Raw genomic sequence first — 14,933 nt, 5'->3', positions numbered from 1 at the left:
ACAAACTCGCTACGCCGCAGGCCCGCACACCGTCACGGTGTGCGGGCCTGCGGCGTAGGGCCGGTCCGTCGACGGGGGTGCCGGCGGGAGCAGTGGCGGGAGTACCGGCACTCAAGCGGTACTTCGTTCTGGCGGGCGTGCGTGGGCCAGTGGCCCGTCTGGCCCGTCTGGCCCGTCAGGAGTCCCCGCGCGCCGAGCCGTTCAGCCGCAGCGCCGAGACCAGGAAGAACACCCCGCCCAGGAACGCGTACCCCGCCAGATTCGACAGCGTCGGCTCCCCCGTGCCGGCCTGGGCCGCGAACGACGCGCCCGCGAGAGTGGAGATGCCGCCGCTCAGGATCATCGCCCACTGACCGCCCATCTTCCGGCGCGTGACGGCCGTGATCAGCTGGACCAGGCCCGAGGCGATCGCCCACGCTCCCCAGACGCGGAGGACGGCGGGAATGCCGGACGTGGCAGCGACCGCCAGGCCCAGGACCGCCACGGAACTGATCACGACGTTGATGTACAGCGACGCCGTGGTGGAGCCGGCCGCCTTCGCCGAGCGGATGTCGACCACCGCCGACGCCACGTCGAACAAGGGGTAGATCAGAAGCAGCGTCACGCCCAGCGGGCCCAGGTCGGTCGCCGTGGCGAACAGCAGGCCCGCCCACACTGCGGCGAACCCGAAGCGCAGGAAGTACAGCTTCCGGAGGGAGGCGGGGGCGCCCCCGGCGCGAGCGTGCGCGACGGGAGTCTGGGCGGCGGTGTGCACGGGAGATGTCACGAGAGTGCCTTTCGGTCAGCCGAGCCGTCATGAAGGAGGGAGAACGTTCGGTCTCTCTCACCACACCCCGCATTCAACGGGGCTCTCCCGCCCCTGTCAAGACCGAACGTTCTACCTCACCCTTTGCTAACCTGATCGCATGAGTCGCAGTCCACGCAGCCGCAGTACCTCCGAACCGCGAGCCCGGTTGCTCGACACAGCGACCCGGATCTTCTACGCCGAAGGCATCCACTCCGTCGGCATCGACCGGCTCGTCGCCGAGGCGCAGGTCACCCGCGCCACGCTGTACCGACACTTCACCGGCAAGGACGAACTCGTCCTCGCCTACCTCGACCAGGCCGACCAGGGCATCCGGAGCCAGGTCGCCGCCGCCGTGGCGAGCACCCCCGTAGCGGCCGACCGGGTCCGCGCCGTCGGCCGGTCCCTCGCCGACGGCATCCGCTCCCCCGGCTTCCGCGGCTGCGCGTTCCTCAACGCCGTCGCCGAATACCCCGACCCGGAGCACCCGATCCACCGGGCCGTCCTCGCCCACCGGCAGTGGTTCCTCGACACCGTCACGGAACTGCTCGCCGCCGTCGGCGACACACCCGCCGACGGTGACGGCCGGCACCTCGTCATGCTGCGCGACGGCGCCATGGCGGCCGGGTGCCTTTTCGATCCCGACCTGGTCTCCGGGACCCTGCTCCACGGCATCGAGGGCATCCTGCGAGAGCGCACCGCCGGCAGTGAGCAGTCGGACGGTAAGTAGCCAGCCGATCGACAGCGGTTCTTGGTCGTAAAGAGGTTCGAAACATTCGGCGTTGACGGGTAGCAGCCATTCGGATCATGTCGCGGAGATCATCGCGCTGGCTGAGATGCGCCCGCCATGCGGCCTACTGACGTCGGGTGACGGGCGTCTGCCCGGTCATCGGATCTCCGAATGTTTCGTAACAGGCGACGAAACTATTGACAGTTGACGCGGGCACTCCAACACTGACGCTTCCATCGGTCCTCAGTCCTCAACGGCGAGGAGGGAGCAACCCCCATGCGACCCATGCAACCGAACCCGCGAACGCACCCGACCCCCCACCCGGTCCGCAGACCGCTCCACCGCTTACGTCTCTTCCTCATCGGTGTCTGCGCCGCGCTGCTGGCCGTCGTAGCCGTGCCCGGTGCCGCGCACGCCGACACCGTCGTCACCACCAACCAGACCGGCACCGACAACGGGTACTACTACTCGTTCTGGACGGACGCCCAGGGCACCGTCTCCATGAACCTCGGTTCCGGCGGCAACTACAGCACCACCTGGAGCAACACCGGCAACTTCGTCGCCGGCAAGGGATGGGCCAACGGCGGGCGCCGGAGCGTGACCTACTCCGGGACCTTCAACCCCTCCGGCAACGCCTACCTCGCGCTCTACGGCTGGACGTCCAACCCGCTCGTCGAGTACTACATCGTCGACAACTGGGGCACCTACCGGCCCACCGGCACCTTCATGGGCACGGTCAGCAGTGACGGCGGTACGTACGACATCTACAAGACCACGCGGTACAACGCGCCGTCCGTCGAGGGAACGAAGACCTTCGACCAGTACTGGAGCGTCCGGCAGTCCAAGCGGACGGGCGGGACCATCACCACCGGCAACCACTTCGACGCGTGGGCGCGGGCCGGGATGACCCTCGGCAGCTTCAACTACTACATGATCATGGCGACCGAGGGTTACCAGAGCAGCGGCAACTCCAACATCACCGTCGGCGGGACGGACTCGGGAGGCGGCGGCAACACCGGCGGGTGCTCCGCCACGCTCTCCGCCGGGCAGTCCTGGAGCGACCGGTACAACCTCAACGTCGCCGTCTCCGGGTCCAGCGCCTGGACGGTGACCATGAACGTGCCCTCACCGGCCAAGATTCTCTCCACCTGGAACATCAACGCCAGTTACCCCAGCGCCCAGATCCTGACCGCCAAGCCCAACGGCAGCGGCAACACCTTCGGCGTCACCGTCCAGCACAACGGCAACTGGAACTGGCCCACCGTCTCCTGCACGACGAGCTGAGAGGGGAGCACACAGATGCGCCTCTCACCGCGTTCCCTCCTCTCGCGGCTGGCCGTCCTCGTCCTGGTCGCCGTCGGGTCCCTCACCGTGCCGGGCGCGACGACCGCGTCAGCCGCCGCCTGCAACGGATACGTCGGGCTCACCTTCGACGACGGTCCCTCCGGCAGCACCCCGGCCCTGCTCAACGCGTTGAAGCAGAACGGGCTGCGGGCCACCATGTTCAACCAGGGCCAGTACGCAGCGGCCATCCCCGCGCAGGTCAAGGCACAAGTCGACGCCGGGATGTGGGTCGGCAACCACAGCTACACCCACCCGCACCTCACCCAGCTCGGCCAGGCGCAGATCGACTCCGAGATCGCCCGCACCCAGCAGGCGATCGCCGCGGCGGGCGGCGGCACCCCCGTCCTGTTCCGGCCGCCGTACGGCGAGACCAACGCGACCGTGCGGTCCGTCGAGGCCAAGTACGGCCTGACGGAGGTCATCTGGGACGTCGACTCGCAGGACTGGAACGGTGCGAGCACCGACGCCATCGTGCAGGCCGCCGCGCGGCTCACCGCCGGGCAGGTCATCCTCATGCACGACTGGTCCGCCAACACGCTCGCCGCGATCCCCCGGATCGCCCAGGGCCTGGCCGCTCGCGGGCTGTGCTCCGGCATGATCTCCGCCCAGACCGGCCGGGCGGTGGCACCGTCCGACAGCGGTGGCGGAGGCGGTGGCGGTGGCGGCGGCAACACCGGTGGGTGCTCCGCCACGCTCTCAGCCGGGCAGTCCTGGAGCGACCGGTACAACCTCAACGTCACCGTCTCCGGGTCCAGCGCCTGGACCGTGACCATGAACGTGCCCTCACCGGCCAAGATTCTCTCCACCTGGAACATCAACGCCAGTTACCCCAGCGCCCAGGTCCTGACCGCCACACCCAACGGCAGCGGCAACACCTTCGGCGTCACCGTCCAGCACAACGGCAACTGGACCTGGCCCACCGTCTCCTGCGCCACGGGTTAGGAGAGAGAGGTCCTTCTCCGGAGGCCGGGCGGGTGGTCCCGTCCGGCCTCTGGCCGGAACTGCGCACTCTCCTCGTCCCCTTCACCCCGACCGCCCCCTCCGCACGCCCCGCTTCACCTACCGTTTCCCCGGTCAGCGATGACTCCCGTATCCACAGGAGGCCAGACCGTGCCGGACGCTCCGGACCACTCCGCCCGCTTCTCCGCCGGTGCCCGGACGCGGGCCCGGATCGACACGACCACGCCGCACTCCGCACGGTTCTGGAACTACTTCGTCGGCGGCAAGGACAACTACCCCGTCGACCGCGAGATCGGGGACCAGATCATGCGGATCTTCCCCGGGCTGGCCGATGTGGCGGTCACCAGCCGGCGGTTCCTCGGGCGAGCCGTCCGGTACCTCGCCGTGGAGCAGGGCATCCGCCAGTTCCTCGACGTCGGTACGGGGCTGCCGACCGCCGACAACACCCACGAGGTCGCCCAGCGGGTCGCTCCGGACGCGCGGGTCGTGTACGTCGACAACGACCCCGTCGTCCTCGCGCACGCCAACGCGCTGCTGGCCGGCACCGCGCAGGGCGCGACCGCCTACCTCGACGCCGACCTCCACGAGCCCGAGGCCGTGCTGCGGGCCGCGTCCGCCACGCTCGACCTCTCCCGGCCCGTCGCGCTGACCGTCCTCAACACCCTCGGGCACGTCGCCGAGCACGCGCGGGCACGGGACCTCGTCACCCGGTACATGGCGGGCCTCGCCCCCGGCAGCCACCTGGTGATCAGCGACAGCACCGCCACCAGCGAGGGCATGATCGCCGCCGCCGAGGCGTACCGGAGCAGTGGGGCCGTGCCGTATCACGTGCGGCCGGTGGCCGAGATCACCGCGCTCTTCGACGGCCTTGAGCTGGTGGAGCCGGGGGTCGTGCGGGTGACCGAATGGCGGCCCGAGGCCGGGGAACCGGGCGGCACCGCCGGTCCCGTGGACGCCTACGGCGGGGTGGCCCGCAAGGGCTAGGGCAGGGCTGGCGCGCAGGGCCGATGCGCAGGGCTGGGGCACAGGGCTGGGGCGCAGGGCCTCCCAGGTGTCGCGTACGGCACTGCCTTCGCCCTCCCCTCCGGTCCGCTCGCCCCTCTACGCTGCTCCGGTGGACGACACCGCCCTCACCGAAGTTTCCCCCGCCTCCGTCCCCGGCCGGCGCGGGGGCACGCCGATCGACGTCGTCGTCGGGCGGCTCGCCGACCTGCTCGACCCCCGGCTGTCCCTGCACGGCCCGGCCGCCGAGGTGCACGACGTGGTCATCGCCGAACCCGGCGAGCCGCTCGTCGACGGCTCCGGCGCCCTGGTCCTCGCCGTCGGCGCACGCGGGGCCGGGGCCCTGGCGCTGATCGCGGCGGCCGAGAAGGCGGGCGCGGCGGCCGTCGCCGTACGGACGGACCCGGCGACGGCGCCCGTGGCGGCGGACGACGTGGCGGCGAATCCCGTGGCGGCGGACGACGTGGCGGTGAACCCCGTGGTGGCGGACGGCGTTCCGGCCGCCACCGGTGACGGCCTCCTGGCCGTCGCCGAGCGGGCCGGTCTCGCGGTGGTCGGGGTGCCGGCCGGGGTGCGCTGGGACCGGGTCGCGGCCGAGGCGCAGGCGGTGCTGGCGCAGGCGCGGGGCACGGCGGCGCTCGGGGCCGAGGGCGGCGGCGATCTGTTCTCGCTGGCGGGGACCGTGGCGACGCTCACCCAGGGCGTGGTCAGCATCGAGGACGCGGCGCACCGCGTGGTGGCGTACGCCGGGAGCGGCGACGAGGCCGACGAGCTGCGGCGGCTGTCGGTACTGGGGCGCAGCTGCCCGGAGCCGTACCTCGCGCTGCTGCGGCGGCTCGGCGTGTACCGGCGGGTCCGGGAGGGCGACGAGGTGGTCACCGTCGCGGAACACCCCGAGCTGGGGGCCCGGCGGCGGCTGGTGATCGGCATCAACTCCGGGCGGCGTCCGCTGGGCACGATCTGGGTGCAGGAGGGGTCGCGGCCGTTCGCCGAGCGGGCCCCGGAGATGCTGCGCGGGGCCGCCCGGCTGGCCGCGGCCCAACTGGTCGACCACTACTTCCAGGGGGACGCGCGGGCCCGGCTGGCCTCCCGTGAGGAGCTGAGCCACGGGCTGCTGACCGGCCGTTTCGACGCCGGGGCGCTCGCCGCGCACCTGGGGATCGACCCGGCCGCCGGGGCGGACGTCCTGGCGGTGGACCTGCGGGAGGCCGCCGACGGGAGCCCGGCGGGGCGGGCCGACGCCCGGCGCGCGGAGGCCGCCGGGGTGATGTCCGTGCACGCCGCCGCGCACCGGGAGAACGCCCTCGTCGTCCAGGCCTGCGGGCAGCTCTACGCCATCCTGCCCGCGCCCGCCGTGTCCGTGACGTCCGCCGCCGCGGCCGACCGCGGCCGCAGGGCCGCGCCGTCCACCGCCGAGGTCCCGGCCCCCGGCGGGCCCGGCGACGACTCCGACGGGCCGCTCGTCCGCTGGGCCGGTGAGCTGGTCACCGCGTTGCGGCGGCTGACCGGGACCGGGGTGCAGGCGGTCGTCGCGGGGCGGGCGCGGCGCCTGACCGACATACCGGCGGTGAAGCTGCGCGGCCACCGGGCCCTGCAACTGCTGGAGCGCTCCCCCGAGGTGTCCGTCACCACCCATACCCGGCTCACCCCGGCGCTGCTCGTGCGCGACGCCCTGGAACTGCTCGACGGGGCGCCGCACGTCCGCTTCCCCGCGGTGGCCGCCCTCGTCGTCAGGGACCGCGAGCACGGCACCGACCTGGCCCGCTCGCTCCTGCTCTACCTGGACGCGTTCGGCGACGTCGCCGCCGTGGCCCAGCGGCTCAACGTGCACCCCAACACGCTGCGGTACCGGGTGCGCCGGGCGGTGGCGCTGACCGGCCTCGACCTCGACGACCCCGAGCACCGGCTGGCCGCCACGCTCCAGCTCCGGCTGGATCTGAGGGCCCCGGCGCACGCGGACACGGCGTTCCCGGCCGTCCCGCCGCCCGCCGTGCCGGGGCGTCTAGCATCCGGGCATGACATCTGACACGCACACTTCCCCCCTCGCCGTCGACATCGACGCCCTCCAGGGCGGGCCGGCCGACCTCCAGCAGTACGCCGGGCAGGTCGTCCTCGTGGTGAACGTCGCGTCCAAGTGCGGGCTGACCCCGCAGTACGCGGGTCTGGAGCGGCTGCAGGAGCGGTACGCGGAGCGGGGCTTCACCGTGCTCGGCGTGCCGTGCAACCAGTTCATGGGCCAGGAGCCCGGGAGCGCCGGGGAGATCGCCGAGTTCTGCTCGGCGACGTACGGCGTGACCTTCCCGATGACGGAGAAGGTCGAGGTGAACGGGGAGGGCCGGCATCCGCTGTACCGGCGGCTGACCGGTTTCGCCGACGCCGAGGGGCACAGCGGGGACATCCGCTGGAACTTCGAGAAGTTCCTCATCGGGCGGGACGGGGAGGTCGTCGCCCGGTTCTCTCCGCAGACCGAGCCGGAGGCCGCGGAGGTCGTGGCCGCGGTGGAGGAGCGGCTCGTCTGACGGACGGGGCCCGGACGGTTCCGGGCACAAGCCGAGCCCCCTCGGCAAGGTCGGCGAGCTGGTCGAGAGGGCTCCGCGTGTGGTGCCTGTCCGCTGGGTTACGACGTGCGGGCTACGACCTGACCGACGTCACGAAGGATGCCCACGCGCCGGTGGGGAAGGCCAGGGTCGGGCCCGCGGGGACCTTGGAGTCGCGCACCAGCAGTGCCGCCGCGACGGGGGACTTGACCTCCACGCACGCGCCGTTGCCTCCGGAATAGGAGGACTTCGTCCATGTGTCCGTGGCGCCCTGAAGAATTGCCATTGTCTGCTCCGGTAGCGAGTAGCCGAGTGGGTTGTCGACACCGCACCGCGGGTCCTGTTGGAGCCGCGGTGCGGTCCGTGCCGATCTGTTCTGATTGTTCGCGTGATCGACGCTACTCGCTGGATTTCTCACCCGGAGCAACCGTTCACCCGGTCGGATGGCATATTCCAGGTGACTCTTCCAGTTCAACGTGCGTGGGGTGTACGATCCCCGGCTTCCTGACGGGCGGGCGGGCCCGAACTCAGTGGGCGTACTCCTTCGCGACGTCCTCGATGCGCTGGCGGGACTGCTCCACGTTCAGCGCCTGCGCCCGCAGGTGCTCGTACATCACCGTGTACTTCTGCACATCGTGCGCCTTCTCCAGGTACAGGTCGCTCGTCACGCCCTCGATGTACACCACGCTGGAGTCGGCCGCGTCGGCGAACTCCAGGATCGAGTACTGGCCGTTGACCCCCGGGTGCGCGCCGACGTCGAACGGCAGTACCTGCACGGTGATGTGCGGCAGCTGCGACATCTCCGCCACGTGCTCCAGCTGCTCACGCATCACCTGGCGGCCGCCGACGACGCGCCGCAGGCACGACTCGTCCAGGACCACCCACAACCGCAGCGGATTGGTGTCGGAGGAGATCCGCTCCTGCCGCCGTATCCGCACCTGCACCCGCTTCTCGATGTCACTGGTGGAGGTCTCCGGCAACGCGCCCTGGATGAGCGCCTCCGCGTACGGACGGGTCTGCAACAGGCCGGTGATGATCTGCGGCTCGTACGTGCGCAACGACTCGGCGTCGGTCTCCAGACCGATGTAGACGCTGTACGGGATGTCCCCGAAGGCGTGCCACCAGCCTTGCTGACGGGAGTCCTTGGCCATCTGCATCAGCGAATCGACGATGCGCTGGTCCGCCACCTCGTAGACGCCGCAGAGATCACGGACGTCGCGCTGGCTGATGCTGCGCCGGCCGTTCTCCAGGCGGCTGATCTTCGACTGCGAGACCAGCAGCCGCTCCGCCACCTCCTCGGCCGTCATGCCCTTCAGCTCGCGGAGCCGACGCAGCTCCTGCCCCAGCCGGCGCCGCCGGACGGTGGGATTCACATTGGACGCCACGGGACGTGCACCTCCGGCTGCGTGCCTCGTTCTTGCCACTTTGCGTATCTGCTGTTGAGCAGACTGCCACCAAGGGGCTTTCTACCGCTGGGAAATGGTCGATATGCGCCGCGTACACGCCAGTTCGGGCGCCCACCCACCCGGGCGGACGGCCCGCCCGCTCCGTCCGTACATGCGGCCGCGCGGGGCGACAGGACCGAGTCGTCGTCCGGACGTCCGGTCTGTCGCCCCGCGCGGCCTGCGGCTCCCGGACCGGTCTGGGGACTGTCCTGCGGCGGCTCGGGCTTGCTGTGTTGCTGCGGTGCTGAGTAGCTGCGGTGCTGGGTTGCCGTCGTGCTGTGTTGCTGTGGTGAAACGGTTGTGCGGTGGTGCGATGAGCGGTCGTGGCTCAGTGGGCCACGGCCCGCGCCATGGAGCTGCGGTGCGGTTGCGCCGGAACGCCGCGCGCGGGTTCCGGTGCGGGCCTGCCTCCGGCGCCCTGCCGGCCCGCCGGGGCCGGAGCGCGGCGCGGCTGCGCGGCCGCCCCGTTCTGGACGTCCATCACGGCGTGCGCCACGAGGCCGCCCATCGGGTCGTGCCGGATCAGATCCCGGAGGCGGGAGCGGGAGGACCGCCCCTCGTTCCCCGGGTAGAGGTGCTTGCCGAGGCCGACCGCGTGGGCCAGCGCGGCGAGCGCCGCGGTCCGCGGGTCCGGCGGGACGCCGGTGCGGATCGCGGAATCCAGCCGGGACCTGATCTCCCGGCTGATCGCCGTGTCCGTCGCCTGGTAGCGCGTCGTCGGCAGCACCCCGCACATCTGGCCGGCCACGGCGTGCACCATGCCGCACCGCTCCAGATGCGAGAGATACGTCTGACGCAGCCCCAGTCGCGGCCCGCCGATCCAATGGACGGCCCGCACCGGAGCGCCGCGCCTTCGCAACAGCTCCAACGCGCAGTCCAGTGTCGGATCTCCTGTCGGCCGTGGTGCCACCACGGCGATACGATCCCCGTCTGGGGCTATCCGTCCGGCCAGCGCCAGCTCCACCAGCTGCGCTCCGGCCAGACCCAGGTCGAGCGACTGCGGCTGTGCAGTGGTACCCGTGGCCGGGTCCAGTGCCAGCAGCAGAAGCTCCTCCGGAAGTGTTCTGCGGCTCCTGCCCATCCATGCCTCCCCGCGTGGATGAAAGACAGGGTGACCCCTCTCACATTGGTCTGTCGAGAGTGCGTGACCGCTTCGTGAGGGAACCGGCAGGTATGTCGTTCTCGTCTACCGCAGCGGTCGAGTCCGCACACAGGACACTGGTACATGGTTCGGACAGCACCGGGGAGCGGTGTCCCGGGCGGCGGCGGTTCACGGTTCGGTACGCGCACGCAGGACGTGCGGCGCATGGAGGAGGCATCGGTGGCGGGCGAGTCCCCCGACAGGTCGAAGCAGCGCGAGTCGTCGGCATCACGGACGTCGGGAACCGTGGGTTCGGTTCCCGAGGCCCGGACGGAGGCCGCGTCCGACGAGAAGCGGGCGGCACGACCGACGGCGACCGGGGAGACCGGGGAGCGGCGCTCCTCGGCGGACGGTGGCGTGGACACGGCGACGCGGGTGCTGTCGGTCCGGGAGACCGACGAGACGACCGACGCCGAAGTCACAGCCGACGCCGGCTCCGGCTCTGACTCCGGCTCCGGCTCCGGCTCCGGCTCCGGGCGGGAGTCCGAGTCGAAGGCTGAGCCGAAGGCCGGAACCGGACCCGAGGCGAAGACCGAACCGAAGGCCGGGTCCGAACCCGAAGCGGAGACCGAGCCCGAGGCGGAGACCGAGCCCGGGGGCGAGGCGGAGTCCACGGGCGAGTCGAACTCCAAGGGCGGGACCGAGACCGAGCCCGACGCCGAGCCCGAGCCCTCGGCCGAGACAGAGTCCGGCTCCGAGGCGGAGTCCGGCGCCGGCGGTGACGGGCGGCTGCGGCAAGCCGTGGCCGCGTGGGTGCGCACCGCGGACACCGATGACAAAGCCGCCGACACTGTCGGTCCCGACGGCGACGACGCCTCCCCGAAGGCCGAGAAGGCCGAGGAGGCCGAGAAGGCCGACGAGGACGCACAGGAGGCTCTCAGCGAGCCCACGGGTGCCGGAGCAGGCTCCGGCGCGCGAAAGGGCGCACAGCAGCCCGCCAAGCGCCCCGCCCCGGACCCGACCCCTGTCGCCGACGAGACCCACGACAAGGCCGACGACAAGGCCGACGACGAGGCTGACGCCGAGAGTGACGCCGAGGCCGACGACGAACCCCCCCTCGACCAGCCCACCGCCGTCTTCAAGGCGCCCAAGGCACCCAAGGCACCCGCAGAGCCCCGCCCCACCGCTCCCCCGGTCGACCAGCCGACCACCATGCTCAAGCTCGGCGACGTCGCCCCCGCCCCCGCCAAGGAGGCCGACAAGGGCGCGAAGGAGGCCCCTGCCGAGCGGACCAGCAAGTTCGTCGCGCTGAAGCCGCTGGACGGACCGGAGACCCGCAAGCCCGCCGCCAAGGACACCGAGACCCCCGGCACCCCCGGCACCCCCGGTGCCACCGGTGCCACCCCCACCCCCGGCGCCGCCGAAGGTTTCGAGCGCACCCGGCAGCAGCCCCTGCCGCCCAAGCCGCCGCTGGACCTGCTGGCCGAGCTGACCAACACCCCGCCGCCGCCGGAGACGCCGCTGCGCACCGCGTGGCGCCGGGTCAAGATCTGGACGCCGCTCGTCCTGCTGCTGGTGGTCGTGTTCGCGGTCGTACAGGCCGTACGTCCGCTGCCCACCCCCACGCTGCAGCTCACCGCCGAGGAGAGCGTGACGTTCGAGGGCGGCAAGCCCTCCGTGCCGTGGCCCACGCAGGGACAGGCGGCGATGGACGTCAACGGCATCGGCACCTTCGGCACGTCCGGTGACCAGAAGCCCGTACCGATCGCCAGCATCGCCAAGGTCATGACCGTGTACCTGATCCTGCGCGACCACCCGCTGGAGTCGGGCGAGAAGGGGCCGAAGATCCCCGTCGACGCCGCCGCGGAGAAGCACTACGAGACCGGCAAGGCCGAGAACGAGTCGGTGGTGAAGGTCTCCGAGGGCCAGCAGATCACCGAGTACGAGGCGTTGCAGGCGGTCATGCTGCCGTCCGCCAACAACATCGCCAAGCTGCTGGCCCGCTGGGACACCGGCAGCGACTCCGAGGACGCGTTCGTCGAGAAGATGAACAAGACCGCGAAGGGGCTGGGGATGAAGAACACCACGTACACCGACCCCAGCGGCCTCGACAAGACGACCGTCTCCACCGCCGACGACCTGGTGAAGCTGGGCCGCGCCGCGATGGAGGACCCGGTCTTCAAGGAGATCTCCCGGCAGCCCAGCTACGTCGACCTCAACGGCGAGAAGCAGAACAACTTCTTCGGGCTGGTCCCGACGGTCGCCATCGGCATCAAGACCGGCACCACCACCGCGGCGGGCGGCAACATCCTCTTCGCCGCGGAGAAGGAGGTCGACGGCAAGACCGAGACCATCATCGGCGCGGCCCTCGGCCAGTTCGGGCAGAACGGCACCGCCAACATCGACGAGGTCACCGGCGTCGTACGGAAGCTGATCGAGGCGGGGCAGTCGGCCCTCACCTCGAAGACCATCGTGAAGAAGGGCGAGGTCGTCGGGCAGGTCGACGACGGTCTGGGCGGCACCACGCCGGTCGTCGCCACCAAGGACGTCTCCGCCGTCGGCTGGTCGGGGCTGACCGTCAAGCTGAAGCTCGACGAGCCGAGCGACGGGTCGTTGCCGCACACCGCGGCGGCCGGCACGAAGGTGGGCACGCTCGTCGTGGGCGACAGCACCGGCAGCGGCGCCGTGAAGGTGCCCGTCGCGCTCCAGGACGACCTCGCGGAGCCCGGGTTCGCGGCCAAGCTGACCCGCGTCGGCTGACCCGCGTCGGCTGACCCGCGCCCGCGCCCGCGCGGGTTCCTCCCGCGCACCGCGCACTCCTTCACGCACCCCGCCCGGCAGCCGCCGGGCGGGGTGCGTGCTAGCGTCACGAAACGGGCAAGGTGGCCGGTCGGGACGGCGCGGTCGTGAACCGCACGGGAACGGGATGCGGCCGCGAGCAGAAGACGGGACACGGGGAGTGCCTTCAGGTGGCCACTGCGGAGCCGACACGCGCCGACGACGCCGAACCGGGCCCGGGAAGCGGCCCGCGAATACACACGTCCACGCCTTCCGCGCCGGACATACTGAGCACGCCTTCCGCGCCGGACGACCGGCGCACGCCTCGCGCCCGGGAGGAACAGGGCTCACCGGGCGGCCCCGCCGCCGGACCTGAGCCCCGCCCCCAGCACCGCTCCCGCCTCGGCGGCGTCCCCGCGGCGCTCCGCGACCGGCTGCTGCGGCATCCCGTCCTCTCCGTCACCGCCCTGTCGGGCGTCCTGCACGTCGTCTGGTTCTTCACGTTCGCGAACAGCGGGGGCGATCTCGCGGCGCAGGACGCCTGGGCGGAGTTCGTCGGACGGCACCCGGACTCGGCGTACAACCTCGCCTGGTACGGCGGGATGCACCCGGTGTCGTACAGCGTGGTGTCGCCCTACCTGATGTCCCTGTTCGGCGTGCGGACCACGATGATGATCGCGGGGACCGTCTCGGCCGGGCTGCTGACGATGGTGCTGATCCGCAGCCGCGTGGTCCGGAACCCGCTGTGGGCGGCGCTGGCCGGGGTGTACGCGCTGCTGTGCAACGCGGCGTCGGGGCGGGTGACGTTCGGGCTGGGGACGCTGTTCGGGCTCGGCGCGGTCGCCGTCGTCTTCTGCTGGCCCTACCGGTGGCGGTACAAGCGCTGGGCGAAGGCGCTGTGCGCCGCTCCGCTGGCGGCGCTGGCGACGATGGCCTCGCCCGTCGCGGGCCTGTTCGTCGGTCTGATCGCGGTGGCGCTGTTCCTTCAGAAGCGCCGGCCGGGCGCCTGGGCGCTGGGCCTGGCCCCGAGCGCGGTGGTGGCGCTGTCGGCGTGGCTGTTCCCGTTCTCGGGGACGCAGCCGATGTCGTTCGGCTCGGCGGTGCTGCCGATGGTGTACTCGGCCTTCGTCTTCCTGCTGGTGCCGAAGACGTGGACGACGGTGCGGATCACGTCGGCGGTCTACGGGCTGTCGGTGCTCCTCGTCTGGCTGATCAGCTCGCAGATCGGGTCCAACATCACGCGGCTGCCGATGCTGTTCGCGGGGGTCGCGCTGGTGGCCGCGCTGCCGTTCACGCGGCCGCGCACCCGCAAGTGGTACGCCGTGGTGATCACCTTCCTCGGGTTCACCGTGTGGATCGGCTACAAGTCGGTGGACGACGTGGTGCACACGACGCCGACCGCCTCCTGGGCGCGGGAGCTGGCGCCGCTGGTCAACGAGTTGCAGGAGGTCGGCGCCTACCGGGGCCGGGTGGAGGTCGTACCGGCCCGTTCGCACCGCGAGGCGTCCGCGCTCGCGCCGTACGTGAACCTGGCGCGCGGCTGGAACCGGCAGGCCGACATGGAGCGCAACCCCCTCTTCTACGACGACACGCTGAACTCGGCCAACTACCACGAGTGGCTGAAGCGGTGGGCCGTGCACTTCGTGGTGCTGCCGAAGGACGAGCCGGACGGCGACGGCGGCGAGCGGGAGCGGGAGCTGGTGCAGCGGGGGCTGCCGTACCTGAAGCAGGTCTGGGGCGACGCGAACTGGCAGCTGTTCGAGGTGGCCGAGCCCGCGCCGCTGGCCGAGCCGTACGCCGAGGTCCAGCGGGCCGAACAGGACGAGTGGACGATCCAGGTGAAGGAGGCGGGCCGGATCCTGGTCCGCATCCCGTACTCGCCGTGGCTGAGCCTCGTCGACGCCGAGGGCCGCAGTCTCGCGGCGCCGCAGGAGACGGAGGCGTCGAAGGAGCGTCCGGACGGCGAGGAGAAGACGTACGACAACGTCAACGGCTGTCTGATGCAGACCGCCGAGGACGCCGACGGAGACCGGTGGACGGTCCTCCTCGCGCCGGCCCCGGGCACCTACCGGCTGGCGGCGCCGTACCAGTTCCGGCGGGGTACGCAGTGCCCGGAGGAGTGGCGCGAGGAGTAGGTCCGCAGGGCTTCGCCGGACGGTCGGCGACGTCCGGATGGCGTTCAGTCACGCGTTCAGCCACGTGAACGCCGCTCAGCGCACCGAACTTTTTTACTCCCTCTTGACGTTCATGTCGCTTGTCGTGTCCCAGTCAC

Annotated in this window: 12 protein-coding genes; 8 read left to right on the top strand and 4 right to left on the bottom strand. The window is 71.6% G+C overall.

Going from position 1 to position 14,933, the window contains the following annotated elements; genetic code table 11:
• Positions 1-175 precede the first annotated feature (175 nt).
• Entirely contained in the window at positions 176-754 is a 579-nt protein-coding gene (locus UW392_RS40180) for a hypothetical protein (RefSeq protein WP_320780249.1), read from the bottom strand.
• Positions 755-905: 151 nt separating this feature from the next.
• Between UW392_RS40180 and UW392_RS40175 the strand changes: the two genes are divergently transcribed.
• From UW392_RS40175 to UW392_RS40150, 6 genes are all read left to right on the top strand, one after another.
• Positions 906-1,514: a TetR/AcrR family transcriptional regulator gene (locus UW392_RS40175; RefSeq protein WP_320780200.1), complete on the top strand. Its 609-nt coding sequence runs from the start codon at positions 906-908 to the stop codon at positions 1,512-1,514.
• 276 nt (positions 1,515-1,790) lie between these two features.
• Positions 1,791-2,798 carry a glycoside hydrolase family 11 protein gene (locus tag UW392_RS40170; protein WP_414497076.1) on the top strand — a complete coding sequence of 336 codons (1,008 nt, stop codon included), beginning with the start codon at positions 1,791-1,793 and terminating at the stop codon, positions 2,796-2,798.
• Between the two features lie 15 nt (positions 2,799-2,813).
• Positions 2,814-3,800, top strand: a complete 987-nt coding sequence (locus UW392_RS40165) for a polysaccharide deacetylase family protein (protein WP_320780199.1) — start codon at positions 2,814-2,816, stop codon at positions 3,798-3,800.
• Between the two features lie 168 nt (positions 3,801-3,968).
• Positions 3,969-4,802: an SAM-dependent methyltransferase gene (locus tag UW392_RS40160; protein WP_320780198.1), complete on the top strand. Its 834-nt coding sequence runs from the start codon at positions 3,969-3,971 to the stop codon at positions 4,800-4,802.
• A gap of 130 nt (positions 4,803-4,932) precedes the next feature.
• The gene (locus UW392_RS40155; RefSeq protein ID WP_320780197.1) at positions 4,933-6,846 is read left to right on the top strand and encodes a helix-turn-helix domain-containing protein; all 1,914 of its coding nucleotides are present in this window, start codon (positions 4,933-4,935) and stop codon (positions 6,844-6,846) included.
• Positions 6,836-7,339 carry a glutathione peroxidase gene (locus UW392_RS40150; protein WP_320780196.1) on the top strand — a complete coding sequence of 168 codons (504 nt, stop codon included), beginning with the start codon at positions 6,836-6,838 and terminating at the stop codon, positions 7,337-7,339. Before UW392_RS40155 ends, UW392_RS40150 begins: the two co-directional genes overlap by 11 nt.
• A gap of 112 nt (positions 7,340-7,451) precedes the next feature.
• On the opposite strand, the gene UW392_RS40145 is transcribed toward UW392_RS40150, so the two are convergent.
• The 3 genes from UW392_RS40145 to UW392_RS40135 all read right to left on the bottom strand — a co-directional run bounded on the left by UW392_RS40145 (position 7,452) and on the right by UW392_RS40135 (position 9,883).
• A complete protein-coding gene (locus tag UW392_RS40145; RefSeq protein WP_320780195.1) occupies positions 7,452-7,643 on the bottom strand; it encodes a DUF397 domain-containing protein in 192 nt (63 codons plus the stop codon).
• 241 nt (positions 7,644-7,884) lie between these two features.
• On the bottom strand, positions 7,885-8,742 hold the full coding sequence (locus tag UW392_RS40140) for a helix-turn-helix transcriptional regulator (protein WP_320780194.1): 858 nt from the start codon (positions 8,740-8,742) through the stop codon (positions 7,885-7,887).
• Between the two features lie 388 nt (positions 8,743-9,130).
• Positions 9,131-9,883: a GOLPH3/VPS74 family protein gene (locus tag UW392_RS40135; protein ID WP_320780193.1), complete on the bottom strand. Its 753-nt coding sequence runs from the start codon at positions 9,881-9,883 to the stop codon at positions 9,131-9,133.
• Between the two features lie 225 nt (positions 9,884-10,108).
• Between UW392_RS40135 and UW392_RS40130 the strand changes: the two genes are divergently transcribed.
• The gene (locus tag UW392_RS40130) at positions 10,109-12,643 is read left to right on the top strand and encodes a D-alanyl-D-alanine carboxypeptidase (RefSeq protein WP_320780192.1); all 2,535 of its coding nucleotides are present in this window, start codon (positions 10,109-10,111) and stop codon (positions 12,641-12,643) included.
• 209 nt (positions 12,644-12,852) lie between these two features.
• The gene (locus UW392_RS40120; RefSeq protein WP_414497072.1) at positions 12,853-14,796 is read left to right on the top strand and encodes an MFS transporter; all 1,944 of its coding nucleotides are present in this window, start codon (positions 12,853-12,855) and stop codon (positions 14,794-14,796) included.
• Positions 14,797-14,933: the final 137 nt, after the last annotated feature.

The sequence above is a fragment of the Streptomyces sp. CRN 30 genome, from assembly GCF_034105845.1.
This window is presented reverse-complemented; position numbering and strand designations above follow the sequence as displayed.

Excerpts from the sequence above, each read along its gene's own strand:
- UW392_RS40175 (WP_320780200.1), top strand. The coding sequence starts at position 906 with ATGAGTCGCAGTCCACGCAGCCGCAGTACCTCCGAACCGCGAGCCCGG.
- UW392_RS40170 (WP_414497076.1), top strand. The coding sequence starts at position 1,791 with ATGCGACCCATGCAACCGAACCCGCGAACGCACCCGACCCCCCACCCG.
- UW392_RS40165 (WP_320780199.1), top strand. The coding sequence starts at position 2,814 with ATGCGCCTCTCACCGCGTTCCCTCCTCTCGCGGCTGGCCGTCCTCGTC.
- UW392_RS40150 (WP_320780196.1), top strand. The coding sequence starts at position 6,836 with ATGACATCTGACACGCACACTTCCCCCCTCGCCGTCGACATCGACGCC.
- UW392_RS40145 (WP_320780195.1), bottom strand. The coding sequence starts at position 7,643 with ATGGCAATTCTTCAGGGCGCCACGGACACATGGACGAAGTCCTCCTAT.
- UW392_RS40135 (WP_320780193.1), bottom strand. The coding sequence starts at position 9,883 with ATGGGCAGGAGCCGCAGAACACTTCCGGAGGAGCTTCTGCTGCTGGCA.
- UW392_RS40130 (WP_320780192.1), top strand. The coding sequence starts at position 10,109 with ATGGAGGAGGCATCGGTGGCGGGCGAGTCCCCCGACAGGTCGAAGCAG.